General features: G+C 66.4%; 23 protein-coding genes. 12 read left to right on the plus strand and 11 right to left on the minus strand.

Annotated elements, in window-relative coordinates:
• Nucleotide 1: 1 nt before the first annotated feature.
• Together SPHN_RS01390 and SPHN_RS01395 are read left to right on the plus strand one after the other, a co-directional pair.
• Nucleotides 2-1,189, plus strand: a complete 1,188-nt coding sequence (locus tag SPHN_RS01390; protein ID WP_248520691.1) for an RsmB/NOP family class I SAM-dependent RNA methyltransferase — start codon at nt 2-4, stop codon at nt 1,187-1,189.
• A 31-nt stretch (nt 1,190-1,220) separates the two neighbouring features.
• Nucleotides 1,221-1,721: a tetratricopeptide repeat protein gene (locus SPHN_RS01395; RefSeq protein WP_248520692.1), complete on the plus strand. Its 501-nt coding sequence runs from the start codon at nt 1,221-1,223 to the stop codon at nt 1,719-1,721.
• A 148-nt stretch (nt 1,722-1,869) separates the two neighbouring features.
• Here SPHN_RS01395 and rsmA read toward each other — a convergent pair whose 3' ends face one another.
• The 4 genes from rsmA to SPHN_RS01415 all read right to left on the minus strand — a co-directional run bounded on the left by rsmA (nt 1,870) and on the right by SPHN_RS01415 (nt 7,497).
• Complete coding sequence (gene rsmA / locus SPHN_RS01400; RefSeq protein WP_248520693.1) at nt 1,870-2,697, minus strand: 16S rRNA (adenine(1518)-N(6)/adenine(1519)-N(6))-dimethyltransferase RsmA; 828 nt, start codon at nt 2,695-2,697, stop codon at nt 1,870-1,872.
• On the minus strand, nt 2,694-3,704 hold the full coding sequence (gene pdxA / locus SPHN_RS01405; RefSeq protein ID WP_349238447.1) for a 4-hydroxythreonine-4-phosphate dehydrogenase PdxA: 1,011 nt from the start codon (nt 3,702-3,704) through the stop codon (nt 2,694-2,696). Before pdxA ends, rsmA begins: the two co-directional genes overlap by 4 nt.
• A 21-nt stretch (nt 3,705-3,725) precedes the next feature.
• Nucleotides 3,726-5,147 (minus strand): peptidylprolyl isomerase, encoded by a 1,422-nt coding sequence (locus tag SPHN_RS01410; RefSeq protein WP_432715045.1) that lies wholly within the window; start codon nt 5,145-5,147, stop codon nt 3,726-3,728.
• A gap of 82 nt (nt 5,148-5,229) precedes the next feature.
• Nucleotides 5,230-7,497, minus strand: a complete 2,268-nt coding sequence (locus SPHN_RS01415) for an LPS-assembly protein LptD (RefSeq protein ID WP_432715037.1) — start codon at nt 7,495-7,497, stop codon at nt 5,230-5,232.
• 216 nt (nt 7,498-7,713) lie between these two features.
• Here SPHN_RS01415 and SPHN_RS01420 point away from each other — a divergent pair, with 216 nt between their 5' ends.
• The 4 genes from SPHN_RS01420 to SPHN_RS01435 all read left to right on the plus strand — a co-directional run bounded on the left by SPHN_RS01420 (nt 7,714) and on the right by SPHN_RS01435 (nt 10,825).
• Nucleotides 7,714-9,189, plus strand: coding sequence for a leucyl aminopeptidase (locus SPHN_RS01420; RefSeq protein ID WP_248520696.1), 1,476 nt, complete (start codon nt 7,714-7,716; stop codon nt 9,187-9,189).
• A gap of 175 nt (nt 9,190-9,364) precedes the next feature.
• Entirely contained in the window at nt 9,365-9,811 is a 447-nt protein-coding gene (locus SPHN_RS01425; RefSeq protein ID WP_248520697.1) for a DNA polymerase III subunit chi, read from the plus strand.
• Between the two features lie 73 nt (nt 9,812-9,884).
• The gene (gene ndk, locus SPHN_RS01430) at nt 9,885-10,307 is read left to right on the plus strand and encodes a nucleoside-diphosphate kinase (protein ID WP_031393391.1); all 423 of its coding nucleotides are present in this window, start codon (nt 9,885-9,887) and stop codon (nt 10,305-10,307) included.
• Nucleotides 10,307-10,825, plus strand: coding sequence for a GNAT family N-acetyltransferase (locus SPHN_RS01435; protein WP_248520698.1), 519 nt, complete (start codon nt 10,307-10,309; stop codon nt 10,823-10,825). The genes ndk and SPHN_RS01435 overlap by 1 nt, the downstream gene beginning before the upstream one ends.
• Before the next feature lie 165 nt (nt 10,826-10,990).
• Here SPHN_RS01435 and SPHN_RS01440 read toward each other — a convergent pair whose 3' ends face one another.
• Genes SPHN_RS01440 through purM form a run of 4 tightly spaced genes read right to left on the minus strand, consistent with a single transcriptional unit; the run spans nt 10,991 to nt 13,638 of the window.
• Nucleotides 10,991-11,599, minus strand: coding sequence for a hypothetical protein (locus SPHN_RS01440; protein ID WP_248520699.1), 609 nt, complete (start codon nt 11,597-11,599; stop codon nt 10,991-10,993).
• Nucleotides 11,596-11,961: an MmcQ/YjbR family DNA-binding protein gene (locus SPHN_RS01445; protein ID WP_248520700.1), complete on the minus strand. Its 366-nt coding sequence runs from the start codon at nt 11,959-11,961 to the stop codon at nt 11,596-11,598. Before SPHN_RS01445 ends, SPHN_RS01440 begins: the two co-directional genes overlap by 4 nt.
• Nucleotides 11,958-12,530 carry a phosphoribosylglycinamide formyltransferase gene (purN, locus tag SPHN_RS01450; protein ID WP_248520701.1) on the minus strand — a complete coding sequence of 191 codons (573 nt, stop codon included), beginning with the start codon at nt 12,528-12,530 and terminating at the stop codon, nt 11,958-11,960. The genes SPHN_RS01445 and purN overlap by 4 nt, the downstream gene beginning before the upstream one ends.
• Nucleotides 12,523-13,638 carry a phosphoribosylformylglycinamidine cyclo-ligase gene (gene purM / locus SPHN_RS01455; RefSeq protein ID WP_248520702.1) on the minus strand — a complete coding sequence of 372 codons (1,116 nt, stop codon included), beginning with the start codon at nt 13,636-13,638 and terminating at the stop codon, nt 12,523-12,525. Before purM ends, purN begins: the two co-directional genes overlap by 8 nt.
• 64 nt (nt 13,639-13,702) lie before the next feature.
• Between purM and SPHN_RS01460 the strand changes: the two genes are divergently transcribed.
• The 4 genes from SPHN_RS01460 to SPHN_RS01475 are packed head-to-tail and all read left to right on the plus strand — an operon-like array spanning nt 13,703 to nt 19,293.
• On the plus strand, nt 13,703-14,947 hold the full coding sequence (locus SPHN_RS01460; protein WP_248520703.1) for a heavy-metal-associated domain-containing protein: 1,245 nt from the start codon (nt 13,703-13,705) through the stop codon (nt 14,945-14,947).
• A gap of 11 nt (nt 14,948-14,958) precedes the next feature.
• Nucleotides 14,959-15,603, plus strand: a complete 645-nt coding sequence (locus tag SPHN_RS01465; protein ID WP_248520704.1) for a DnaA ATPase domain-containing protein — start codon at nt 14,959-14,961, stop codon at nt 15,601-15,603.
• Nucleotides 15,604-15,619: 16 nt separating this feature from the next.
• A complete protein-coding gene (locus SPHN_RS01470; protein ID WP_248520705.1) occupies nt 15,620-17,785 on the plus strand; it encodes an RNA degradosome polyphosphate kinase in 2,166 nt (721 codons plus the stop codon).
• On the plus strand, nt 17,782-19,293 hold the full coding sequence (locus SPHN_RS01475) for a Ppx/GppA family phosphatase (RefSeq protein ID WP_248520706.1): 1,512 nt from the start codon (nt 17,782-17,784) through the stop codon (nt 19,291-19,293). Before SPHN_RS01470 ends, SPHN_RS01475 begins: the two co-directional genes overlap by 4 nt.
• 125 nt (nt 19,294-19,418) lie before the next feature.
• Here SPHN_RS01475 and SPHN_RS01480 read toward each other — a convergent pair whose 3' ends face one another.
• Entirely contained in the window at nt 19,419-19,715 is a 297-nt protein-coding gene (locus tag SPHN_RS01480; RefSeq protein ID WP_248520707.1) for an I78 family peptidase inhibitor, read from the minus strand.
• A complete protein-coding gene (gene rnd / locus SPHN_RS01485; RefSeq protein WP_248520708.1) occupies nt 19,712-20,887 on the minus strand; it encodes a ribonuclease D in 1,176 nt (391 codons plus the stop codon). The genes SPHN_RS01480 and rnd overlap by 4 nt, the downstream gene beginning before the upstream one ends.
• A gap of 171 nt (nt 20,888-21,058) precedes the next feature.
• Between rnd and aspS the strand changes: the two genes are divergently transcribed.
• Entirely contained in the window at nt 21,059-22,897 is a 1,839-nt protein-coding gene (aspS, locus tag SPHN_RS01490; protein WP_248520709.1) for an aspartate--tRNA ligase, read from the plus strand.
• Nucleotides 22,898-22,923: 26 nt separating this feature from the next.
• Nucleotides 22,924-23,700, plus strand: coding sequence for a polyphosphate kinase 2 family protein (locus tag SPHN_RS01495; RefSeq protein WP_248520710.1), 777 nt, complete (start codon nt 22,924-22,926; stop codon nt 23,698-23,700).
• A 4-nt stretch (nt 23,701-23,704) separates the two neighbouring features.
• On the opposite strand, the gene SPHN_RS01500 is transcribed toward SPHN_RS01495, so the two are convergent.
• Complete coding sequence (locus tag SPHN_RS01500; protein ID WP_248521447.1) at nt 23,705-24,346, minus strand: carbonic anhydrase; 642 nt, start codon at nt 24,344-24,346, stop codon at nt 23,705-23,707.
• Nucleotides 24,347-24,367 lie beyond the last annotated feature (21 nt).

Here is a 24,367-nt window from a genome sequence, read left to right on the forward strand (position 1 = left end):
CGTGACTCCCCCAGCACGCACCCAGGCCGCGATCGAACTCCTCGACCAGATCATCGCCGCCGCCCGCGAGTCCGGTGCCGCCGCCGACACGCTGATCGCCCGCTATTTCGCCACCCGCCGCTACGCCGGTTCCAAGGATCGCCGGGCCGTCCGCGAACTCGTCTACGCCGCGATCCGCAAGGCCGGCGACCGCCCCGAAAACGGCCGCACCGCGATGTTGCTCGTAGCCGACGCCGACCCGGAACTGGCCGCGACCTTCGACGGCTCGACCCACGCCCCGGCCCCGATCGCCAAGGACGAACCCCGCGCCCGCGCCGGTGTCGCCCCGCAGTGGCTGACCAAAGCCCTCCGCGCATCCGGCCTGGACGGCGCCGCGCTGACCGACCTCGCCGGCCGCGCCACGCTAGATCTCCGCGTCAACACGCTGATCTCGGACCGCGCGACCGTCCTCGCCGCGCTCCCGGAAGCCGAAGCCACCCCCCACGCTCCCGACGGCATCCGCCTCCCGACCGGCACCAACGTCGAAGCGCTCCCGCTCTTCAACGAAGGCGCGCTCGAAGTGCAGGACGAGGGCAGCCAGCTTGTCGGCCTCGCGATGCAGGCGAAACCGGGCGAGCGGATCGTCGATCTCTGCGCAGGCGCAGGCGGCAAGACGCTCGCGCTCGCCGCGACGATGAAGAACGAAGGCGTCATCCTCGCGTGCGACACCGATCGCAATCGCCTCTCGCGCCTCGCTCCCCGCGCAACCCGCGCCGGCGCGACGATCGTCGAGAGCCGCCTGCTCAACCCGACGCGCGAGATCGAGGCGCTCAGCGAATGGGCCGGTCGCGCTGACGGCGTACTCGTCGACGCACCGTGTTCGGGCACCGGCACGTGGCGGCGCAATCCCGAGGCGCGCTGGAGGCTCACCCCCGACCGTGTTTCGCGGCTGCAATCGACGCAGCAGCAGGTGCTCTCGGTCGCCGCCACGCTGGTCAAGCCCGGCGGCGCGCTCGTCTACATCGTCTGCTCGCTGCTCGACGCCGAGGGCACCGATCAGGTCACCTGGTTCCTGAACGCGCATCCCGGCTGGACGACCGAGCCCCTGACACTCCCCGCCGGCGCGAAACACGGCCACGGCGTCCGCCTCGAACCCGGCCGCGACGGCACCGACGGCTTTTTTGTCGCGCGCCTCCGGGCTGCGTGCTAGCCAGCCGCCAATGACCCGCCTGGAGACGATCATGCGTTTTTCGTCCGTTGCCCTTGCCGCCACGCTGACCATCGTGTGCGTATCGACCTCGCTCAGCGGGCAGCGCCCCGACGCGCAGATCGATGCCCGCTCGATGCAGCTTCTGGCGCAAGGCCGGTCGTTGGTGGCGGCGGGTAATCTCGACGCTGCGACCGATGTTCTGGAGACGTCGGTCGCAGTCGATCCGCGCAATCGGGCGTCGTTCCTCCTGCTCGCCAAGGTCGCCGAGACGCGCGACCTGCCGGGCAAGGCGATCCGCCTGTACCGCGAGGCGTTGCTGCTCGAACCGAACGACGTTGCGGCGTTGAAGGGGCAGGGCGAGGCACTGGTGGCAAAGGGCGCCGTGGTCCGCGCGAAGGACAACCTCGTGAAGATCCGCACGCTCTGCAAGGGTGTATGCCCCGAGGCGACGCAGCTCGCGGCGGTGATCGCCAAGGGGCCGCCAGTCACAACCGCGCAGGTCGAGAAGACCCCGGTCGCCGCCAAGGACTGACGCTTCTTGCATTGATCCTCCCCCGCCAGGGGGAGGTGGCAGCCATCTTAGGCTGACGGAGGGGGAGGCAAGCGAAACCGCCGTTCCGTGTCCTCCCCCTCCGTCACCTTCGGCGACACCTCCCCCTTGCGGGGGAGGATCGTCAAGTTCACCTGACCGCCTTGGCCAACGCCGTAAAATCCGCCACCGACAGCGTTTCCGCCCGCCGCGTAGCCTCCACCCCGATCCGTTCCAGCGCATCGAGCGCCCCCGGCACGCCCTTCAAACTCTGCCGCAACATCTTCCGCCGCTGCCCGAACGCCGCCCCCGTCAGCCGCTCGAGCACCGCGAAGTTCACCCCCTCGGGCGCGTCCACCGGCACCAGGTGCACCACCGCGGACATCACCTTGGGCGGCGGCGTGAAAGCCGATCGGTGCACCGGCATCGCGATCCGCGCAGTCGAGCGCCACTGCGCCAGCACCGCCAGCCGCCCATAATGATCGTCATTGGTCTTGGCGACGATCCGCTCGGCGACTTCCTTCTGGAACATCAGCGTGCACGACTGCCACCACGGCAGCCACGCCGCCGATAGCCACCCGACCAGCAACGCCGTGCCGATATTATAGGGCAGGTTCGACACGATATGCGGCTTGCCCTCGAACAGCGTTGGCGCATCGATTGCCATCGCGTCGCCCTCGATCACGCGCAGCCTGCCCGGATATGCCTCGCCGAGTTCGGCCAGCGCCGGGATACACCGCCGGTCACGCTCGATCGCCGTCACCCGAGCCCCCGCCGCAAGCAGCGCGCGCGTCAGGCCACCAGGTCCAGGCCCGACTTCCAGCACTTCCGCACCACGCAGATCGCCCGGCACCGCTGCGATCCGCTTGAGCAACTGCATGTCGAACAGGAAATTCTGTCCGAGCGCCTTGCTCGCGTTCAAACCGTACCGCGCAATGACCTCGCGCAGCGGGGGCAGCGCCGTTACCGCATCGCTCACGACTTGCAGGCTGCGGTCTGCGCGCGCCGGTCGGCCGCGCCGCCCGCCATCGCGATCGCCGCGATCATCGCACCCGGTTCGGCGAGGTTCTTGCCCGCGATCGCGAACGCGGTGCCGTGATCGGGCGAGGTCCGCACGATCGGCAGACCCAGCGTCATGTTGACGCCCTCGTCGAAATGGATCGTCTTGAGCGGCACCAACGCCTGGTCATGATAGCAGCACATCGCGACGTCATAGGTCTTGCGCGCCCGCGGGTGGAACATCGTGTCCGCCGCAAACGGCCCGGTCGCATCGATGCCCTCGTCCCGCAGGATCGCGATCGCCGGCGCGATGATCTCGATCTCCTCGCGCCCCAGCGCACCCTGTTCGCCGGCATGCGGATTGAACCCCGCAAAGGCGAGCCGCGGGTTCTCGATCCCGAAGTTGCGCAGCAACCCGCGTGCAGTCGCGCGGCCCTTGGCGACGATCAGGTCGATCGTCAGCAGCGCCGACACGTCCTTCAACGGCACGTGGGTCGTGATCGGCACCACCTTCAGCGAAGGCCCGGCCAGCATCATCACCGCATTGTCACCCGCAACGCCATAACGCTCGGCGACGAACTCGGTCTGTCCCGGATGACTGAAGCCGATGGCATATAGCTGCGATTTCGACACCGGCCCCGTCACCAGCGCGCGCGCCGCCCCGGTACGGACGAGCCCGACGGCCAGCTCGAGCGAATGCAGCGCACACCGCGCGCCATCGGCATCGGGGTGCCCGGGAACGATCGTCCCGGCGTCGCCGACCGTCAGTACCGGCAACGCATCGGAGAACACCGCCCCGGCTTCGTTCATATCCGCGACCCGCGCGATCGGGCCGGTCCAGACCCGCTCGATCGCGCGCGCATCGCCGACCGCCACGAACGGCGGCAGGCCATGCGTCGCTCGCGCGTCCCACGCCTTGGCGATGATCTCGGGCCCGATCCCCGCAGGATCGCCCATCGATACCGCGAGCGGGTGGACGCGCGTCACGCCCCGGTTACCATGTCGCGATCACCGATAGTCGACCACGGCATCGCGCCGCAGATCGCGCAGCTTCTGCTGGGCGCGCAGGTTGACGCGCTGCTGTTCAAGCTGGCCCTGGATCTGCTCCGAGTTCGGCACCGACCCGGCCTGCGCATCGTCGCGTCCGCACAGCACCAGCGCGCGCACGCCCTGTTCCGCAGAGCCGAACGGCGGCGTCGACTGACCGACCTGAAGCTTCAGCATGATCTCCTGAAGCTGGGGCGGCAGGTCGCGGATGCGGACCGTGTCGTTGTCGACCACTTCCGCGCCGATCCCAGCCGCAACCTTCTCGACGGTGCCGCAGCCGCGCAATTCCTGCGTCGCCTTCGCGAAGGCCTGGGCACGCGCCGCAGCCTGCGCTTGATTGGTGTTCGGCGGGAACTTCAGCGTCAGCTGCTTGAGGCTGAGCTTCGCGTCACGGGGATCGGCCGTCAGCACCTGGCGTTTGTCGGTCAGATACAGGATCGAATAGCCGCCCGAGACCTCGATCGGCCCCGCGACCTGGCCGACCTGCATCGTCGTTGCCGCTTCGGCGAGCTGCGCCGGCAGCGTCGCGGCGCGAATCCAGCCGAGATCGCCGCCGACCGCACGGGTCGACGCTTCGGAGAACTGACGCGCGTAATATTCGAACGGCTGCGCGCCCTTCTGGATCTCCGCCAGGATCTGCTTGGCGTTCGCATAGACCTGCTGGCCGTTCGCCGGCGTCGCCGCGAGATAGATTTCCTTGAGGTTGAACTCGTCGGTGCCCTTGGCCGCCTGGAGACGGTCGATGATCGACTTCACTTCCTCGTCGCCGACGTTGACGAACGGCTCGACGCGCTTGCGGAGATATCGCTGCCATGCCAGCTCGCCCTCGATCTGGCGCTTGAGCGAGCGTTCCGACGAGCCGGATTCGCGCAGATAGGCGCGCATCGCGTCCGGCGTCCGATTGAACCGCTTCGACACCGCATCGTAGCTCTGCGTCAGCTCGGGCTGCGTGATGACTACGTCGGCGGTCTTCGCCTCCTGGATCTGCAGCGTCTCGTCGATCAGCTGGCGCAGCACCTGAAGCTTCAGCCGCTCGCGATCCTCCGGCGACAGCTTCGCCTCGTTCGCCATCGCCACTAGCGCCACGCGCTGGTCGACGTCGGTGCCGGTGATCACCGTGTCGTTGACGATCGCGGTCGGCTTGCGGACGTTGGGGTCGAGCTTGCCGAAGATCTGCAGGTTGGTCGGGATGTCGAGACCTGTATTGTCCGGCACGCTCTGATCCTGGACCGTCCGACCGGCGCCGGCCTGGCCCGCGGCACCCTGCGGAGGAGCGCTCTGCGCGATCGCACTTGCCGCCAGCGCGGCCAGAACCACCGCCCCGATCACACGGCTGCTACGCGCCGCCAGTCGAACATCATGCTTCAAGTGTCGGTATCCCATCATCGCACGCCGTACATCGCACCGTCATTGCGATGACGGCGCGTATCTGGCGCGGTTTGCTCCAAACTAGCTGAACGCGGGCTTAGCGGCCGAGGTTGGTGAAGGCCAGCGTCAACAGGAAGCTGTTCCCCTTACGCGCGTCGCCGGTGTCGTTGTAGGTCCGCCGCCAGGTCCCGCCGAGGCGCAGGCAGTCGTCCTCGTACTGGATGCCGATACGGTGGCGAATCGGCGTGAAGCCGTCGCTGCGCGACAGTGGGTCTTCCGACGCGTTGGTGAGATCGAGGACGCCCGAGCCGAACGCCGACCAGAACCGTGCGAACTGGACGCGGCCCGCGACGCGGGCCTCCTCGCGGTCGCGGAGATCCTCGATCGAGGCGTCGATGTTGCGGTTGAGCTTCAGATATCCGACCAGCACATAGGTCGCCCGCGAGCCGATCGTCGCGTCGATCTCGTTGCGGCGGATCGCAAAGCCGTCCTTGTCGAGTCGATAGCGGTGGACGATCGAGACGAAGTCGCGGAACCGAAGCTCGCTGCGCCCGACGATGTCGGAGAACCGATCGCTGAGGCCGGTACCATCCGGCAGGATGGTCGGACGCAGATCCAGCCGATAGCTCTGACCGACATTGGTGGTGAAGCTGATGCCCGGCAGGTCGAGCGCCCATTCGCCGCCATAGGTCATGCGCGACGAATCCTCGAACCGGTCATAGCCGGCGAACCGGTTCAGCGAGAACAGGTTGGTGTCGTCGAGATCGACCGCGCGGGAATCCTCGTTCGGCAAGGTGATGTTCGCGACCTTCGGCGCCGCAACGAACTGGACCCGCGGGGTGAAACGCTGCGTGCCGCCGAGGAACGTGCCTATGAAAGGCCATTTCACGTCGACCGCAACCGCACCGATCGCACGCTGGTGAAAGCCCTCCAGCCCACGATAGCTGATGTTGGTCGTCGCGTCGGTATTGTTGGTATTATACAGGTCGCCGCGTGCGAACGCCGTGAACGTGACCTCCTGGCCCCAGTTGGTGAAGCGGCGCAGGTCCCATTGCAGGCTGGCGAACGCGCGCTGCGTGTCCTGGCCATCGGTGCGGGTCAGCGCGAGCGTGTTCAGCTGGAGCTGGAAGCGGCCGCCGACCAGTCCGTCGTCGAACCGCTTGCGATAGTCGATCTCGGGCAGCGCGATCGGCTGATCCCCCTGCCTGTCGGCGACCCTCAACGTCTGCGCATACCAGCCACTCAGCGAGAAATAGCTGCTGTCGTCGATCCGCTCCAGGCTCGCCGTGGTGCGCAGGCGATCATCGCGCGAGATGTCGTAGCGGCGCAGGAACGTCCGGTCGGTCGTCAGGCGCAGCGATCCGCTCGCGGTCCAGTTCGGCGACAGCTGATAGCGCCCCACGCCGTCTATATAGCCGCGGAACGCCATGCTCGTGTCGGTCGGGTTGGCTGTCGTCAGGTCGTCGCTGCGCCGGCTTTCAGTCGCATAGGCGCGCACTTTGAATGCGCCCTTCGAATTGAGCGCGGAATAATCGACCTGCGCCATTGGCAGCACGCTGCTGTAGATGTGCGGGGTGATGACCAGCCCCTGGTTGGGGGCAAGCTTCCAGTAATAGGGAACGCTGACTTCGACGCCGTTGACGCGGCTGTATCCGCCGTTCGGCGAGAGCAACCCACTGTCGCTCCCGCCACCGACCGGATTGGAGAATTCGGGTAGCGGCAGGCTCGGCAGGCCGAACAGGTGCAGGCGCGCGCCCTTGTAGAAGATGCGCTTCCGCTCCGGACGATAGGTGACGCGGACCGCGGTGATCTTCCACGTCGGTTCCTTCGGGCAACCGGCGGAATTGGTGACGCCGCACGGCGTGTAGGCCGCCGTCTTCAAATTGACCGTGCCGTCGGCGTCGCGCGTGCCCTGCTCGGCGGCGAGGCGGCCGCCCTGTTCGAGCACGACCAGCATGTTGTCGACCACGCCGTCCTTCAGCGAATCGGTCAGGTTGATCTCGTCGCCGTACGCGATGTCGCCTTCGGGATTGGTGACCGCGATGTTGCCGGTCGCGACGACCTTGCCGGTCTTGCGGTCCCACACGACCTTGTCGGCGCGCAGGCGGCTGCCCTGGCGGAACATCCGGACTTCACCGGTCGCGGTGACGATATCGGTGTTGGTGTTGTATTCCAGCGCCGTGGAGCTGAACTGCACCTGGTCTTCGGCCGGCGTCGCCGTTGACGCATTGGCGACCGGCGGGTCCTGCACCGGTGGCGCGACCGGACGGTTCTGGAAATCCTGGGCTTGCACGGGCGAGCTTGCCAGTCCGCACGCCAGCGCGAGCGAAACGGCACAACCCGTCAAAAGGTCGATACGCAACACGATCCGAACCAACCCCTTTGGCACTGGGCAGCCGTTTGCCGCCATATCGCCCGCCTATCGCACCACCGGCCCTTCGCTGCAATCGCATCCCGCACCCGCTTGCAGGCACGTCGCTGCAATCATCGCGCGTCGACGGGCTCCACCTTGCTTTGCCGGACCCGCGGCATCAACTTATGGGGCACGTACATCCGTTCAAAAGCTTCCCGAGGTTTCTTCATGCAGATCGTCTTCGCCCCGACCGTACCCGCCAACGCCCAGATCCTGGCCGTCCCCGTCGCAAAGGACGGCGTGGCGCAGACCAAGTGGAGCGCGATCGGCGGCGATGTCGAGGCGGTGGCGACCGGCGCAGCGGCGGCCGCGCGGTTCGCGGGCGAGGCAGGCTCGGTCGTCGAGCTGTTCGTGCCCGTCGACGGTGCAGTCCGCCAGGTCCTGCTCATCGGCGTCGGCACGGGCGAGAACGCCGATTGGGAGAAGGCCGGCGGCGCGATCACCGCACGCCTGCTGACCTCGGGCGCGACGTCGGTCGCCGCCGATCTCTCCGCCGGTGCCACGCCGACCCCGAAGGCCGCCGCGCACTTCGCCGCCGCCGCCGCCCAGCGCGCATGGCGCTACGACACGTACCGTACCAAGCTGGCCGAGAAGTCGAAGCCGACGCTGACCGAGATCACCATCGCCGGCGCGCCCGAAGGCACCGACGCTGCCTGGGCCGAGCAGTCCGCGGTCACCGGCGGTCTCGACCTGACGCGCTGGCTGGTCACGTCGCCGCCGAACGTCGTCTATCCCGAGAGCTTCGTCGAGAAGGTGACCAAGGAGGTCGAGGGCCTCGGCCTGGAGATCACCGTGCTCGACGAGGCACAGATGACCGAACTCGGCATGGGCTCGCTGCTCGGCGTCAGCCAGGGCTCGCGGCGTGAAGCGCGCATCCTTGCGCTCAAGTGGAACGGGGCAGGGGCCGATGCGCCCACGCTAGCGTTCGTCGGCAAGGGCGTGACGTTCGATTCGGGCGGCATCTCGATCAAGCCCGGCGCGGGCATGGAAGACATGAAGTGGGACATGGGCGGCGCAGGCGCGGTCGCCGGCGCGATGAAGGCCCTGGCGAGCCGCAAGGCGAAGGCGAACGTCGTCGGCGTGATGGGCCTGGTCGAGAACATGCCCGACGGCGCGGCACTGCGCCCGAGCGACGTCATCACCTCGATGTCCGGCCAGACGATCGAAGTGCTCAACACCGACGCCGAGGGACGCCTCGTGCTCTGCGATTGCGTCACGTGGGTGCAGCAGGCGCACAAGCCGACCACGATCGTCGATCTCGCCACGCTGACGGGGGCGATGATCGTCGCGCTCGGCACCGAGAATGGCGGCATCTTCGCCAATGACGACGCGCTCGCCGACCAGCTGATCGCGGCGGGCAAGACCACCGGCGACACGCTCTGGCGTTTCCCGCTGTCGCCCGCCTACGACAAGCTGATCGATTCGCCGATCGCCGACATGAAGAACGTCGGTCCCCGCGGCGCCGGCTCGATCACCGCGGCGCAGTTCATCAAGCGCTTCGTCGACGAGGGCGTGAAGTGGGCGCATCTCGACATCGCCGGCATGGTCTGGTCCGACAAGCCGGGGACGAACCACGACAAGGGTGCGACGGGCTATGGCGTCCGCCTGCTCGACCAGTTCGTCGCCGACAATTTCGAGGGGTAAACGCAGAAAATCCCTCTCCCGATTGCCGGAGGGGTTAGGGGAGAGGTAAAGTCTGCCCCCCCTCCCGTCATCCTGACGAAAGTCAGGACCCAGGATACCAGGCGATGCCCTGCGTGGCTCTGGGTCCTGACTTTCGTCAGGATGACGAGGGGGTTGTGGTAGAACGAGGGAAACAATGCAGGTCGATTTCTACCACCTCACCAGCCCGCTCGACCGCGTTCTCCCGCGCATCGCCGAGCGCGTGATCGCGACCGGCGGTCGCCTGCTCATTGTCGCCGAACCCCAGGAGCAACGCGTCGCCCTCGACCGCCTGCTCTGGTCCTACGCCCCCGAGAGCTTCCTCCCCCACGCGCAGGCCGGCAGCACCGACGACACAGCACAACCCATTCTGATTGCGGACGACATATCCGAAGCCGCCCCAGCCAATGCGGCGCGCAACGTCGCGATCGTCGATGGTCGCTGGCGTGACCTGACCCTGACCTTCGACCGTGCCTTCCACATCTTCGACGACGAGGCGATCCGCGAAGCCCGCCTAGCCTGGAAGGCACTCGCCGACCGCGACGGCGTCGAACGCCGCTACTGGAAACAGAACGACGCCGGACGCTGGGAACAGGCCGCCTAGTTGCATTCGGACCGCCCCGGCTCTAGGGCGGCGCCACTTTTCCAAAGCTTTATCACAGGAGCCCGTGACCATCATGGCCGCGAACCGTACCTTTTCGATCATCAAGCCCGATGCCACCCGCCGCAACCTGACCGGTGCGGTCACCAAGATGCTCGAGGAAGCCGGCCTGCGCGTCGTCGCTTCGAAGCGCATCCAGATGACCCGCGAGCAGGCCGAGGGCTTTTACGCGGTCCACAAGGAGCGTCCGTTCTTCGGCGAGCTCGTCTCGTTCATGATCTCGGGCCCGGTCGTCGTCCAGGTTCTCGAAGGCGAGAACGCGATGCAGCGCAACCGCGACATCATGGGCGCCACCAACCCCGCCAACGCAGAGCCCGGCACGATCCGCAAGGAACTCGCCGAGTCGATCGAAGCCAACTCGGTGCACGGGTCGGATTCGGACGAGAACGCCGAGATCGAGATCGCGTACTTCTTCAAGCCCGAAGAAATCGTCGGCTGATGACCTGGCGGTTGCGACGGGCAGGGCCGGGCGACGCGCCCGCGCTGTCGCTCGTCGCATCCGCCACGTTCCTCGATACTTATGCGACCGTGCTGACCGGGGCGGACATCGTCGCCCACTGCACGACGAAGAATAACATCGCCACGTTCGAGACGTGGCTGGCCGATCCCTCGACGATCGTGACGCTCGCCGAGCACGAACCCGGCCACGCGCCGATCGGCTATACGGTTTTGACCGCGCCGGATTTCCCGATCGAACCAGGCCCCGCGGACATAGAACTCCGCCGCATCTACCTGATGAAGCACGCGCAAGGCACAGGCCTGGGCGCTGCGCTAATGATGCGCGCCTTGGAAGACGCCTCCGTGGCAGGCCGAACCCGCGTCCTACTAGGCGTATGGGACCAGAACACCCGCGCCCGAGCCTTCTACGAACGTCACGGCTTCAAGGTAATCGGCGCCCGCCAGTTCACAGTCGGCACCACCCTCCACGAAGACCCGGTCTACGCCAGGGCGGTCTGAGGTTCCCCGGCGGAAGCGCGCCGCACTGCACAGCAGCGCCACCACCCCGGCGAAGGCCGGGGCCCAATTGGAAAGGTCGCAGTAACGGACCGCTGCCCTCCGTTAGCAACGTTCCCCAATTCGACCCCGGCCTCCGCCGGGGTGGTGCCGTTTAGAGGTAGGCAATCACGTCGCGGGCTTCTCTTTCGCCCAGATCGCATCAAGCTTCGCCTGATCACCGCCGCGCTGGCGAACGCGCAAGCCCTCGAGCTTCAGTGACCGACCCATCAAGGGCAAGCCGGCTTCGGTCTTCCAGATCACTTCATAGATGCCGCTCGCCGACCGGGTCGTGTCGCCATCAAAATATTGGACGCTAACCAGAACCGGCAATCGGCCTGCTCGGTTGTCCGCGCCGCCATCGGTCAACTTCAGAAGCGGTTTAGAGAACCAGGATTTGTCGATGACCGGTTCCGCTGGTGGCCGCTGCGGCGATACGCCCAGCGCACGGGGGAAGGTGATCGTCACGTCCTGAAGGTCGTGCCGCGCATCCTTCAGCAACAGCGTATCGCCGCCATCCTGCACGATCGCCGACAGATCGATCTTCGTCCGCTCGCGCGCCGCACTCGACTGCGCGGCGAGCTTGTCCGCCTCGTTCGCCCGGTGATCCGACCAGTTCGTCCACAACGTCAGCGCGGCGATCAGCACGCCTGCAACCGCCACGACTTCCGCCAGCGTCACCCAGCGCCGCCGCGTCGCCGCAGCCTCGCGCCGTTCGGTCGGAGTCTCGCCGCTCATCGACCGCCAGCTTCCAGCAGGCGGGCAGGGGCCGCCAGTTCCCAACTCCGCGCGATCCGGTCCTCGACCAGCGCCCAGTCCGGATCGCCCGCAAGGTTCACGCCGACCCACCCGGTCGCACCAAGATACGCCGGCCGCGAATACACATTCGGGTTCGCCTCGATCAGCATCGCCTGCTCGTCGGCCCCACCCGTTTTCACGCACACCACGGTCAGCCCATCGCCATGATGATCCGCCCGAAACTGCGCGAACTGCTTGCCCGCCACGAAGAACGTCGGCTGGCCATGCGAAACCGTTTCCTCGGTCTCGGGCAACGCCAGCGCCGCCGCACGAACGCGGTCGAGAGGGGACAGATCGGTCATCGCGTCACGAACTCCGCCAAGGTCTTCGGGTACAAAGCATGTTCCGCCGCCAAGACGCGCTCCGCAAGCGCATCCGCATCGTCGCCGGCAAGGATCGGCACCTCGGCCTGTCCCAGCACCACGCCGCCATCGAGTTCCTCGGTCACGACATGCACCGAACACCCGCCGACCGCATCGCCCGCCGTAATGGCGCGTGCATGCGTGTCGAGCCCCTTGTACTTGGGCAGCAGCGATGGATGGATGTTGACGATCCGGTCACGCCACGCCGCGACGAAACCGTCCGACAGCAACCGCATATACCCGGCCAGCGCAACGACCTCGACGCCAGCCTCACGCAACGCCGCATCGATCGCCGCCTCGTAAGCAGGCTTCCCTAAACCCTTGGGTGAAAGCGCAAACGTCGCCAGACCCTGCGACCGCGCCCATTCGAGCCCAGCCGCATCCGGCTTGTCCGAAGCCACGAGCGCGATCTCATACGGACACTCGGCCGCGCGCGACGCCCCGACCAGCGCCATCATGTTCGATCCGCGCCCGGAGATCAGCACGCCGACCCGCGTCTTCTCAGCCATGCGTCGCGGTCCAGTCCTCGCGCGCGCTCCAAGTGCCCGCCGACCCGCGAACCGTGCAGCCATGCGCCCCGGTCTCGATTCGCCCGATGGTGAACACCGTCTCGTCCGCCGCCTCCAGTGCCGAAGTCACCGCCTTGGCCTCGTCGGCGCTTACGATCACGACCATGCCGATGCCGCAGTTGAACGTCCGCGCCATCTCCTCCGGCTCGATCGCGCCCTGCGCCTGCAGGAACGCCATCAACCGCGACTGCTCCCACGCATCGGCATCGACCACCGCATGCATGCCCTCAGGCAGCACGCGCGGGATGTTCTCGAGCAGACCGCCACCGGTGATATGCGCCAGCCCCTTGATCCGCCGCTCGCGCAGCAACGGCAGCAGGCTCGCCACGTAAATGCGAGTCGGCGCCATCAGGTGATCGATCAGCAACTTGTCCTGGTCGAACAGCGCAGGCCGATCAAGCTTCCACCCGCGATCCGTCGCCAGGCGACGAACCAGCGAGAACCCGTTCGAATGCACGCCCGACGATGCAAGTCCGAGCATCACGTCGCCCGCCGCGATCTCGCGCCCGGTCAGCACGTTGGTCCGCTCGACCGCACCGACGCAGAAGCCCGCCAGATCGTAGTCGCCGTCCGCATACATGCCCGGCATCTCGGCGGTCTCGCCACCAATCAAGGCGCAACCCGCGGTCTTGCACCCTTCCGCGATCGACGCGACGACACGCTCGGCGACGGCCGCATCGAGCTTCCCGCTCGCATAATAATCGAGGAAGAACAAAGGCTCGGCGCCCTGCACGATCAGATCGTTGACGCACATCGCGACCAGGTCGACGCCGACGCCTTCATGGCGATCCCATTCGATCGCCAGCTTCAGCTTGGTGCCGACACCATCGTTCGCCGCGACCAGCAGAGGGTCAACGAACCCTGCCGCCTTCAGATCGAACATCCCGCCGAACCCGCCAAGATCCGCGTCTGCACCCGGCCGCCGCGTCGAGCGCGCGAGCGGGGCGATCGCGCGCACCAACGCGTTGCCTGCGGCGATCGAAACGCCCGCTTGAGCGTAGGTGTAGGAGCCCGTGGCGGGAGCGGCGGAGTCTGGCGTATCGGTCATGATCGGTGCTGCTAGCCACATCGCGCTTGGATTTCCACGTCTGCTTCGCCAAAAGGCCCGCTTGATGCGTATCCGTACCCTCCCCACCGCGCTTGCCGGCGCCGCTTTGCTGCTCAGCGGCGGAGCCGTGCTCGCGCAGATCGAGGGTGGCAGCCGAGGCGCAGCCCCGGTCGACAGCGGCAGCGCCTACGAGGTGAGCGGCGTCACCGTCGATGTAGCCGGCAAGACCGCCGACGCCGCACGCTACAGCGGCTGGCGGCTCGCCCAGCGCAAAGCCTGGGTACAATTGTCGAACCGGCTTGGTGGTGGTGGTGGCCTCGTCTCCGACGGCACGCTCGATTCGCTGGTCTCGGGCATCGTCGTCGAGAACGAACAGATCGGCCCGCAGCGCTACATCGCCAAGCTCGGCGTGCTGTTCAACCGCACCCGCGCGGGCTCCGTCCTCGGCATATCCACCTACGCCGATCGCTCGCAGCCGATGCTAACAATTCCGGTCCAATATTCGGGCGGCGTCGGCCAATCCTTCGAGCAGAGCACGCAGTGGCAGCAGGCCTGGGCGCGCTATCGTACCGGCAACAGCAGCATCGATTATGTTCGCCCGTCCGGCTCCGGCCCCGACGCGCTCCTGCTCAACGTCGGCCAGACGCAGCGTCCCGGCCGCGGCTGGTGGCGGACGATTCTCGACCAATATGGCGCGAGCGACGTACTGTCTCCGGTCGTGAAGCTCTATCGCCAATGGCCCGGCGGCCCGGTGATCGGCGTGTTCGAAGCGCGCCACGGCCCCGACAACGACCTGATCGGCCGCTTCACGCTCCGTGTCGGAACGTCCGACGGCCTGCCGCAACTGCTCGATACCGGCGTCAAGCGGATCGACGACCTGTATCAGCAGGCGCGTCGCAATGGTTCGCTCCGTGTCGACTACAGCCTGTCGCCGCCGCCAACGCCCGAAGCCGCGGTAACCGACGACCTCCCGAGCGACGAGACCGCCGATGCCAACATCGCGGTGCTGACCGGTGGCGAAGGCATCTCGATCACCGTTCAGTTCGACACGCCAGCAGCCACGGCCGTATCGTCGACCGAAGCCGCACTCCGCGCGATCCCCGGTGTCCGGTCGGCCGCGACCACCAGTCTCGCGCTCGGCGGCGTCTCGCTGATGCGGGTCGCCTATGACGGCGATCCGGCGGCGCTCAAGACCGCGCTCGAAGCGCGCGGCTACCAGGTATTCGGTTCCGGCCAGACGATCCGCATCCGCCGGGTTTCCCAACTTCTTCCGCCGGACCTTCCCGCGGATACCGTGACGACAGGGTGAGCGCGACCAAGATGACTCAAATCGCGCTGCCACTCGGGTGGCCGGCGGACCCTCGCGACGACGCCTTCCTGGTTACCCCCTCCAACTCGAGGGCCGTCCATACGCTCGAGCACTGGTCGACCTGGCCCGTGATGACCGCCATCCTCACCGGCCCGCGCAAATCGGGCCGCAGCCTGCTCGCCCGGATCTTCGCGGCGAAGAGCGGCGGCACGATCATCGACGACGCCGAGCGCGTGCCCGAGGCGCAGCTGTTCCACGCCTGGAACCGCGCGCAGGAGGAGCACAGGCCGCTGCTCATCGTCGCCGACGCAGCCCCGCCCGAGTGGAAGGTCAAGCTCCCCGACTTGCGCTCGCGCCTCGCGGCCAGCCCGATCGCGGCGATCGGCGCGCCCGACGACGAACTCATGCGGCTGCTGCTCGCGCATCTGTTCGAGCGTCGCAGCCTCGATGCGCGGCCCGATCTGATCGACTGGCTGGCCACGAGAATCGAGCGAAGTCATATTACCGTAACGCGAACCGTCGATGCGCTCGATCAGGAGGCGATGGAACGTCGCAAGCGCTTGTCGATTAATCTTGCACGAACCACACTCACCGAAGCCGGGCTGATCCTCCGACCGCAACTCGCTCTCGACCTCCCGCTCTTCACGCCACCATAAGCCCCCAAGAGGCCTGATGAACCGTCCAGCCCATATCGTCCGCCAATCGGAAGACGACGACGATCCCATCGGCGCAGAGCCGAACGACCGGTTCTTCAACCGCGAACTCTCCTGGCTGGCGTTCAATCGTCGTGTGCTGGAGGAGGCGTGCAATCCTGCGCATCCGCTGCTGGAGCGGCTCCGCTTCCTGTCGATTTCGGGCTCCAACCTCGACGAGTTCTTCATGGTCCGCGTCGCCGGCCTGAAGGGACAGCAAACGCAGGACGTTGACCGCCGCTCGGCGGACGGCCTCACCGCGGGGCAACAGCTGACTGCGATCGTCCGCGAGGCCGACGAACTGATGGCCAGCCAGCAGGCAGTGTGGGGCGACCTGCGCGTGCTGCTCGACGAGGCCGGGTTGTTCGTCCTGCGGCGCGAAGCGGTCGAGGGCGAAGCCGACGAGTGGCTCGAAACGCATTTCCGCGATCAGATCTTCCCGATCCTGACCCCGCAGGCGCTCGATCCCGCGCATCCGTTCCCGTTCATCCCGAACCGCGGCCTGTCGGTGATCTTCGATCTCGTCCGCCGTTCGGACAACGAGCCGGTCCGCGAGCTCGTCATGCTCCCACACACGATGACGCGGTTCGTTCGCCTACCCGGCGAGCCGGCCCGCTACATCTCGATCGAATCGATCCTGAAGCGGTTCGCGCCCGTCCTGTTCCCCGGCTACGAAGTCCTCGCCGCCGCCAGTTTCCGTGTCCTGCGCGACAGCGACATGGAGATCGAGGAGGAGGCGGAGGATCTCGTCCGCTACTTCGCCAACGCGATCAAGCGCCGCCGTCGCGGCCGCGTGATCCGCCTCGAACTTGAAACCGGTATCCCCGACGTGCTCGCCGCGGTCCTCAAGGACGAACTCGGCGGCGCCGACGCGATCATCACCGAGAGCGGCAATCTACTCGGCATCGTCGACCTCGATGGCTTGGTCGACGAAGATCGCCCCGACCTGAAGTTCCCGCCCTTCACCCCGCGCTTCCCCGAGCGGATCCGCGAATTCGGCGGCGATTGCTTTGCGGCGATCAAGGCGAAGGACATCGTCGTTCACCACCCCTACGAGACGTTCGAAGTGGTGCTCGCGTTCCTCAAGCAGGCGGCAAACGACCCCGACGTCGTGGCAATCAAGCAGACGCTCTACCGCGCCGGCAAGCAGCCCGCGGTCATCAACGCGCTTATTACCGCGGCGGAGGCGGGCAAGTCGGTCACCGCGGTCGTCGAGCTCAAGGCGCGCTTCGACGAAGAGCAGAACATGGTCTGGGCCTCCGCACTGGAGCGCGCCGGCGTGCAGGTTGTCTACGGCTTCATCGACTGGAAGACGCACGCGAAGGTTTCGCTGGTCGTCCGCCGCGAAGGCCAAGCGTTCCGCACGTACTGCCACTTCGGCACGGGCAATTATCACCCGGTCACCGCCAAGATCTACACCGATCTCAGCTTCTTCACCGCCGACGCCGCGGTTGGGCGCGATGCCGCGCAGATGTTCAACTACATCACCGGCTATGTCGAACCGACCGACATGGCGCGCGTCAGCCTGAGCCCGCGTGACCTGCGCCAGAACCTGATGAACCTGATCGACGTCGAGATCGCCAATGCGCGCGCCGGCAAGCCCGCCGGAGTCTGGGCAAAAATGAACTCGCTGGTCGACCCCGCGGTGATCGAGAAGCTGTACGAGGCGAGCGGGGCAGGGGTCGAGATCGACCTGATCATCCGCGGCATCTGCTGCCTGCGCCCCGGCGTTCCCGGATTGTCGGAAACGATCCGCGTCAAGTCGGTGATCGGCCGGTTCCTCGAGCACAGCCGCATCTGGGCGTTCGGCAACGGCAAGGCGCTCCCCAATGACGGCGCCAAGCTGTTCATCTCGTCGGCCGACTGGATGCCGCGCAACTTCGATCGCCGTGTCGAATATATGCTGCCGATCCTCAATCCGACGGTCCACGACCAGATCCTCGATCAGGTGATGGTCGCGAACCTGATCGACAACGAGCAGAGTTGGGAGCTAGGCCCCGATGGCGAATATGCCCGCGTCGATCCCGGCGACCGCCCGTTCAACCTGCATCGGTATTTCATGACGAATCCTTCGCTCTCCGGCCGCGGCGCCTCGCTCGCGACCAGCAATGCCGTACCGACCTTGTCGCTCCGCCGAAAACGATGAGCGTCACCAGCGTCCTGTTCGGCAATTCGCCCCCCAAGGCGGAGACAGATGATCACCCGCGCACCGGGATCATCGACATCGGCTCGAACTCGATCCGTCTAGTGGTGTATCAAGGGCCACCACGGCTGCCCGCGATCCGGTTCAACGAGAAGGTGCTCGCGGGGCTTGGTCGAGGGTTGGCCGCAACCGGATCGATCGAGAAATCCGCGCTAAAAACGGCGCGGGTGGCACTTGCGCGATTCGCAGCGGTAGCACGCGAGATGGAATGTTCGACACTCCGCACGGTCGCGACGGCGGCGGTACGCGATGCGAAGAACGGCGGCGAACTTATTGCAACGGCTGAGCAACTCGGCTTGAAAGTCGAGACGCTCTCCGGGGAGCAGGAAGCCAGCGCGGCCGGCTACGGCGTGCTCTCGGCAATCCCGGACGCGGATGGCATCGTCGGCGACCTCGGGGGCGGCAGTCTCGAACTGGTCCGCGTCCGTCGCGGCAAGATCGAGGATCGCGTTTCGTTTCCCTTGGGCGTACTCCGCATCGGCCCGCTCCGTGCCAAGCGCGGCAAGGTGCTCGAACGCTATGTGGCGAGGTTGGTCCGCGAGGCTGGCTGGACGGCCAAGGGGCAGGGGCTGCCGCTCTATCTCGTCGGCGGATCGTGGCGTGCGCTGGCGCGTCTCGACATGGAGCTGGCGGACTATCCGCTGCCGATCATCCATCAATATTCGATGACCGCCGCGACCATCACGCGGTTGAGCCGAACGATCCCGCAGCTTTCGAAGCCCCGCTTGAAGGCGATCCCCGGCTTGTCGTCGGGCCGTACCGCGACGCTGGCCGACGCCGCCGCATTGCTCGGCGTGCTGATGCGCCAGCTTGGCAGCAAGACGACGGTCGTATCGGCCTACGGCCTGCGCGAAGGGCTGCTCTACGAACATCTGAAGCCCGCAGACCGCACGCTCGACCCGCTGATCGTTGCGGCTCGCGAAGAAGGCCGCCTGCTTGGCCGGTTTCCCGAGCACGGCGACCTGCTCGATCGCTGGCTCGCGCCGTTATTCACGACCGAGCCGCCTGCAATGGCGCGACTCCGCCATACCGCATGCCTGCTCGCGGACGTTGGCTGGCGGGCCAATCCGGAGTTCCGCGCCGAACGTGGCGTGGAGGTCGCGTTGCACGGCAATTGGGTGGCGATCGACGCCCCAGGCCGGGGCATGTTGGCGCAGGCGCTTTACACGAGCCTCGGCGGCGACTTGGCAGCCGCGGATCCGGTGGGCCGCCTGGCGAGTCCAGCGGCGGTAAAGAGCGCGACCGCGTGGGGGCTGGCGATGCGCCTCGGCCAGCGCATGAGCGGCGGCCTCGCCGGACCGCTGAAACGCTCCAGCCTCGCGGACGACGGTGTCTCCCTGACGCTGACGCTCCGCTCGGACGATCGCGGGCTTTACGGAGAGGCGGTAGAACGTCGCCATGCCGCTCTGGCAACGGCGTTAGGCCGCAAACCTGTGTTGGCTCTCGCGTAGTTCCTCCCCTGCAAGGGGAGGTGGCAGCCCATTGGGCTGACGGAGGGGTGACGCGCTATCGAGAGGGTGTCACCCCTCCGTCTGGCGAGCCAGCCACCTCCCCTTGCAGGGGAGGATCAAAGTGATCAAGCGCAGGTGAAGCGTTCGATCCGGCCCTTCGCATCGACATACACATTCAGCCGGTCAGGCCGGAAATCCATCGTCACCGCCGTGTTCGGTGCGATCCAACGCAGCGTCCGAGCGCCCGACCGCGTCTGCATCACGTCCGCCCGGGCATCACTCGCGCGCTTGCCGACCAGATCACCCAGCGAATCGGCATTGCAGGCGGTCGCGACCGGCGGAGCGGCAGGCGCCTCGCCGCGCATCTCGACCGGCGTACACGCCGCCGAAGCCAGCAAGACTGAGACAAGAACGATTCTCATGCGGCATCCTCCGTACGCGTCATCTTCAGCTTGCCGCCAATGACCGCGAAAGCCAGTCGTCCCTCGACCAGATCCAGCGCATCGCGCCCAAATTGATCGAACCGCCAGCCCTCCAGCATCGGCAGCCCGGTGCGAACGCCCGCCGCGAGGGCTTCGAGTTCATCCGTCCGCGCCAACAATTTCGACGCGACATCAATGTCTCGCGAGCGGATCTTGAGCAGCAGCTTGAGGAGGTCCGCAACTAGCGACCCTTCCTTGCCGAGCCCGGGCTTGCGATCGTCGCGCGGCGGCAGTTCGTCCTCGCCAAGCGGTTGCGCCCCCTCGATCGCGGCCATCAGCCGTCCGCCGATATCGTTGCCGGCCCATGTCGCCGACAACCCACGCACCCGCGCGAGGTCGGCCTGCTTGCGCGGCGGATGCCCCGCCATGTCGCCCAGCGTCTCGTCCTTGACGATACGCCCGCGCGGCAGGTCCTTCGCCTGCGCCTCCAGCTCGCGCCACCGCGCCAGCGCCTTCAGCCGCCCGAGCACTTCGGGCTTGCGCCCCGAAATTCGCACGCGCTTCCAGGCGAGATCGGGATCGTTCGCATAATTGGCAATATCGCCGAGCCGCTCCATCTCCTGGTCGAGCCACACCCCGCGCCCCGTCTTGCGCAACCGCTCGAGCATCTTCGGAAAGATCTTGGACAGATGCGTGACGTCGCCGATCGCATATTCGATCTGCCGCTCGTCGAGCGGGCGGCGCGCCCAGTCGGTAAACCGCGCGCCCTTGTCGACCGCGATCCCTAGCCAGCTGTCGACGAGGTTCGAATAGCCGATCTGCTCGCCCTGACCGAGCGCCATCGCCGCGACCTGCGTATCGAACAGCGGGAAGGGGGTCTTGCCGGTGAGGTTATAGACGATCTCGATGTCCTGCCCGCCGGCATGGACGACTTTCAGCACGTCGTGATTCTCGACGAGCAGGTCGAGCAGCGGCTTCAGGTCGATGCCCGGCGCCATCGGATCGATCGCCGCCGCTTCCTTGTCGTCGGCGATCTGGATCAGGCAGAGCTCCGGATAATAGGTGCTCTCGCGCATGAATTCGGTGTCGACGCACACATAGTCGGCGTCGGCCATGCGCGCACACAGATTGGCGAGCGTGGCACTGTCGGAGATAAGCGGGTGGATATGCATGGACCGTCCATAGCGAGGCGTGTCCGCCTTGACAAAGGCGGGTGAGGAAGGGAAGCGCGAGGCATCCAATTCCCGTCATCCCAGCGAAAGCTGGGATCTCCCGTCGCAGGGCCCACCCTTGCCGCACGAGATCCCGGCTTTCGCTGGGACGACGCATGAGAGACGAGACACATGCACGCCTATCGCACCCACAATTGCGCCGCCCTCCGCCCCGAACAGGTCGGCGAAGAGGTCCGCGTCTCCGGCTGGGTCCACAAGAAGCGCGATCACGGCGACCTCGTCTTCATCGATCTGCGCGATCACTACGGTATCACGCAGATCGTTACCGACGTCAGCGGCCCGGTCTTCAAGGTCATCGAGGGCCTGAAGAGCGAAAGCGTCGTCACGATCACCGGCAAGGTCACCGCACGCGCACCCGAAGCGGTGAACCCGAACCTGCCGACCGGCGGGATCGAGATCCGCGCGACCGCCGCGACCGTCCAGTCGATGGCCGGCGAGCTGCCGATGCCGGTCGCGGGCGAGGCCGAGTATCCCGAGGATATCCGCCTGCGCTATCGCTACCTCGATCTGCGTCGCGAGCGACTTCATGCGAACATCATGCTCCGCTCGAAGGTGATCACCTCGCTGCGCAACCGCATGAACGATCAGGGCTTCACCGAATTCCAGACACCGATCCTGACCGCGTCGTCGCCCGAGGGCGCGCGCGATTACCTCGTCCCGAGCCGCGTCCATCCGGGCAAGTTCTACGCGCTCCCGCAGGCGCCGCAGATGTTCAAGCAGCTGCTGATGGTCGCCGGCTTCGATCGCTATTTCCAGATCGCCCCGTGCTTCCGCGACGAGGACGCGCGCGCTGATCGTAGCCCAGGCGAGTTCTACCAGCTCGATTTCGAAATGAGCTTCGTCACGCAGGACGACGTGTTCAATGCGATCGAGCCCGTCCTGCACGGCGTGTTCGAGGAGTTCGCCGATTGGCAGGGCCATTCTGGTGCAAAGGGGGGCCGCCAGGTCTCGGCACTCCCGTTCAAGCGCATCCCCTACCGCGAATCGATGCTGAAATACGGCAGCGACAAGCCCGACCTGCGCAACCCGATCCTGATCCACGACGTCGGCCATCACTTCGTCGATTCGGGCTTCGGCCTGTTCGCCGGGATCGTTGCCGGCGGTGACGTGGTCCGCGCGATCCCCGCACCGAACACCGCCGACAAGAGCCGCAAGTTCTTCACCGACATGAACGACTGGGCGCGTGCCGAAGGGCATGCCGGGCTCGGTTACATCACGCAGAAGAACGGCGAACTCGGCGGCCCGATCGCCAAGAACCACGGCGAAGAAGCCACCCGGAAGCTGATCGCCGAGATGGGCCTCGGCCCGAACGACGGCATCTTCTTCGCCGCCGGCAAGGAACTGCCCGCCTCCAAGCTCGCCGGAGCTGCGCGGGCGCGGATCGGTGCCGATCTCGGCCTGATCGACGAGAACCGGTTCGAATTCTGCTGGATCGTCGACTTCCCGATGTTCGAGTATGACGAGGACGCCAAGAAGGTCGATTTCAGCCACAACCCGTTCTCGATGCCGCAGGGCGAGATGGAGGCGCTGGAGACCAAGGACCCGCTCGATATCCTGGCGTATCAGTACGACATCGTCTGCAACGGCGTCGAGCTGTCGTCGGGCGCGATCCGGAACCACCGCCCGGAGATCATGTACAAGGCGTTCGAGATCGCCGGCTACACGCAGGCCGATGTCGACACGAACTTCGCGGGCATGATCAACGCGTTCAAGGTCGGCGCCCCGCCGCATGGCGGCTCTGCACCGGGTATCGACCGCATGGTCATGCTGCTCGCGGGCGAGCCGAACATCCGCGAGGTCGTGCTGTTCCCGATGAACCAGAAAGCCGAGGATCTGATGATGGGCGCGCCGAGCTCGGTCAGCGCCAAGCAGCTGAAGGAACTCAACATCCGCCTGACCGTCGATGGTCCGAAGGACGTGACGAAGGCGGTCGCGCCGAACGCAGGCTGATCGAAACCGGTGATGGAGCGCAGCGCATGACGATACACCTGGCCGACTACGAAGCCGGCGACGCGTATGACGGCAAGTACAAGCATGACCTCGCGGCGCTCCAGAAGCGGCTGGAGCATATCCAGGTCGCGCATATCGTCGGCGGTACGCGCGCGATCGTCATGTTCGAGGGCTGGGACGCCGCGGGGAAGGGGGGCATCATCCAGCGCCTCTCCGCCGAGTGGGACCCGCGCAACTACAAGGTCTGGCCGATCGCCGCCCCGACCGCAGACGAGAAGGCGCACCATTTCCTTTGGCGGTTCTGGAACCGGTTACCCGCCGACGGCAACATCGCGGTGTTCGATCGCAGCTGGTATGGCCATGTCCTCGTCGAACGCGTCGAGGGGTTCGCCAGCGAAACGCAGTGGCGCGATGGTTACGACGAGATCAACGCGTTCGAGGCACAGCAGGTCGAGAGCGGCACGACGCTGATCAAGCTGTTCGTCCACACCACGCAGAAGGAACAGGACCGTCGCCTGAAAGCCAGGCTCGACGACCCGTGGAAGCACTGGAAGACCGGCCTTGACGATTACCACAACCGGTCGCGTCGGACCGAGTATCTCGAGGCGATGGCCGAGATGTTCGCGCGCACCGATACCGCGACCGCACCGTGGACGGTGATCGACGGCAACGACAAGAAGGCGGCCCGCATCGCAGCGCTGACTCTGATCGCGGACCGCCTCGAAGCCGGCGTGTCGATGGTCCCGCCACCGCTCGACCCGAAGGTCAAGCGCGTGGCGGAGAAGGCGCTGGGCCTTCGCTGACCCGTTAGGCTTGCGCGGACTTTGCCTCGGCCGACTCGGCCTGGATGAACTCGTCATCCGCGTTGAGGAGCAGCATCTGGCCCTTGTCGATGCCGAAATAGGCACCGCGAAGCGCCAGCGTGCCGGCGGCTTCGGCGTCGGTCACGAATGGGAACGTGCGCAAATTGGCGATCGAGGTGCGGACCGACTCGAGCTCCATCTCGCGACCAGCCTCAGCCCCTTCGCCGAACTTCGCGATGACCTTCTCGCGCGCGCCGTCGAGCAGGCTGACCCAGTCGGAAACGAAACCGCCGGCACCATGGTCGGCATCGGCGAATGCCTGGGTCAGCGCGGCCTTGCAGCCACCGCATTTCTCATGGCCCATCACGACGATCTCTTCGACCTTCAGCTGGGTGACGGCGAACTCGATCGCGGCGGAGACACCATGATAGCCGCCACCGGTTTCGAACGGCGGTACGAGGTTGGCGACGTTACGAACGACGAACACCTCGCCCGGCAGCGTGTCGAAGATCTGCGCAGGCTCGACGCGGCTGTCGGAGCACGCGATGATCATGACCTTCGGGCTTTGGCCGTCCTGCAGTTCCTTCCAGCGCTCGCGCTGCTCCTCCCAAGGGCCCTCCTTGAAGCGGTGATAGCCTTCGATCATTTCCGGAAAGTGAGTTGGCAC

The organism is Sphingomonas faeni (assembly GCF_023195535.1).
Lineage (GTDB): Bacteria > Pseudomonadota > Alphaproteobacteria > Sphingomonadales > Sphingomonadaceae > Sphingomonas > Sphingomonas faeni_B.

Excerpts from the sequence above, each read along its gene's own strand:
- SPHN_RS01495 (WP_248520710.1), top strand. The coding sequence starts at position 22,924 with ATGACGATACACCTGGCCGACTACGAAGCCGGCGACGCGTATGACGGC.
- SPHN_RS01480 (WP_248520707.1), bottom strand. The coding sequence starts at position 19,715 with ATGAGAATCGTTCTTGTCTCAGTCTTGCTGGCTTCGGCGGCGTGTACG.
- purN (WP_248520701.1), bottom strand. The coding sequence starts at position 12,530 with ATGGCTGAGAAGACGCGGGTCGGCGTGCTGATCTCCGGGCGCGGATCG.
- SPHN_RS01425 (WP_248520697.1), top strand. The coding sequence starts at position 9,365 with ATGCAGGTCGATTTCTACCACCTCACCAGCCCGCTCGACCGCGTTCTC.
- ndk (WP_031393391.1), top strand. The coding sequence starts at position 9,885 with ATGGCCGCGAACCGTACCTTTTCGATCATCAAGCCCGATGCCACCCGC.
- aspS (WP_248520709.1), top strand. The coding sequence starts at position 21,059 with ATGCACGCCTATCGCACCCACAATTGCGCCGCCCTCCGCCCCGAACAG.
- SPHN_RS01395 (WP_248520692.1), top strand. The coding sequence starts at position 1,221 with ATGCGTTTTTCGTCCGTTGCCCTTGCCGCCACGCTGACCATCGTGTGC.
- SPHN_RS01440 (WP_248520699.1), bottom strand. The coding sequence starts at position 11,599 with ATGAGCGGCGAGACTCCGACCGAACGGCGCGAGGCTGCGGCGACGCGG.
- SPHN_RS01410 (WP_432715045.1), bottom strand. The coding sequence starts at position 5,147 with ATGGGATACCGACACTTGAAGCATGATGTTCGACTGGCGGCGCGTAGC.
- SPHN_RS01435 (WP_248520698.1), top strand. The coding sequence starts at position 10,307 with ATGACCTGGCGGTTGCGACGGGCAGGGCCGGGCGACGCGCCCGCGCTG.
- SPHN_RS01475 (WP_248520706.1), top strand. The coding sequence starts at position 17,782 with ATGAGCGTCACCAGCGTCCTGTTCGGCAATTCGCCCCCCAAGGCGGAG.
- SPHN_RS01420 (WP_248520696.1), top strand. The coding sequence starts at position 7,714 with ATGCAGATCGTCTTCGCCCCGACCGTACCCGCCAACGCCCAGATCCTG.
- rnd (WP_248520708.1), bottom strand. The coding sequence starts at position 20,887 with ATGCATATCCACCCGCTTATCTCCGACAGTGCCACGCTCGCCAATCTG.
- SPHN_RS01470 (WP_248520705.1), top strand. The coding sequence starts at position 15,620 with ATGAACCGTCCAGCCCATATCGTCCGCCAATCGGAAGACGACGACGAT.
- SPHN_RS01460 (WP_248520703.1), top strand. The coding sequence starts at position 13,703 with ATGCGTATCCGTACCCTCCCCACCGCGCTTGCCGGCGCCGCTTTGCTG.
- SPHN_RS01465 (WP_248520704.1), top strand. The coding sequence starts at position 14,959 with ATGACTCAAATCGCGCTGCCACTCGGGTGGCCGGCGGACCCTCGCGAC.
- SPHN_RS01500 (WP_248521447.1), bottom strand. The coding sequence starts at position 24,346 with ATGATCGAAGGCTATCACCGCTTCAAGGAGGGCCCTTGGGAGGAGCAG.
- purM (WP_248520702.1), bottom strand. The coding sequence starts at position 13,638 with ATGACCGATACGCCAGACTCCGCCGCTCCCGCCACGGGCTCCTACACC.
- SPHN_RS01445 (WP_248520700.1), bottom strand. The coding sequence starts at position 11,961 with ATGACCGATCTGTCCCCTCTCGACCGCGTTCGTGCGGCGGCGCTGGCG.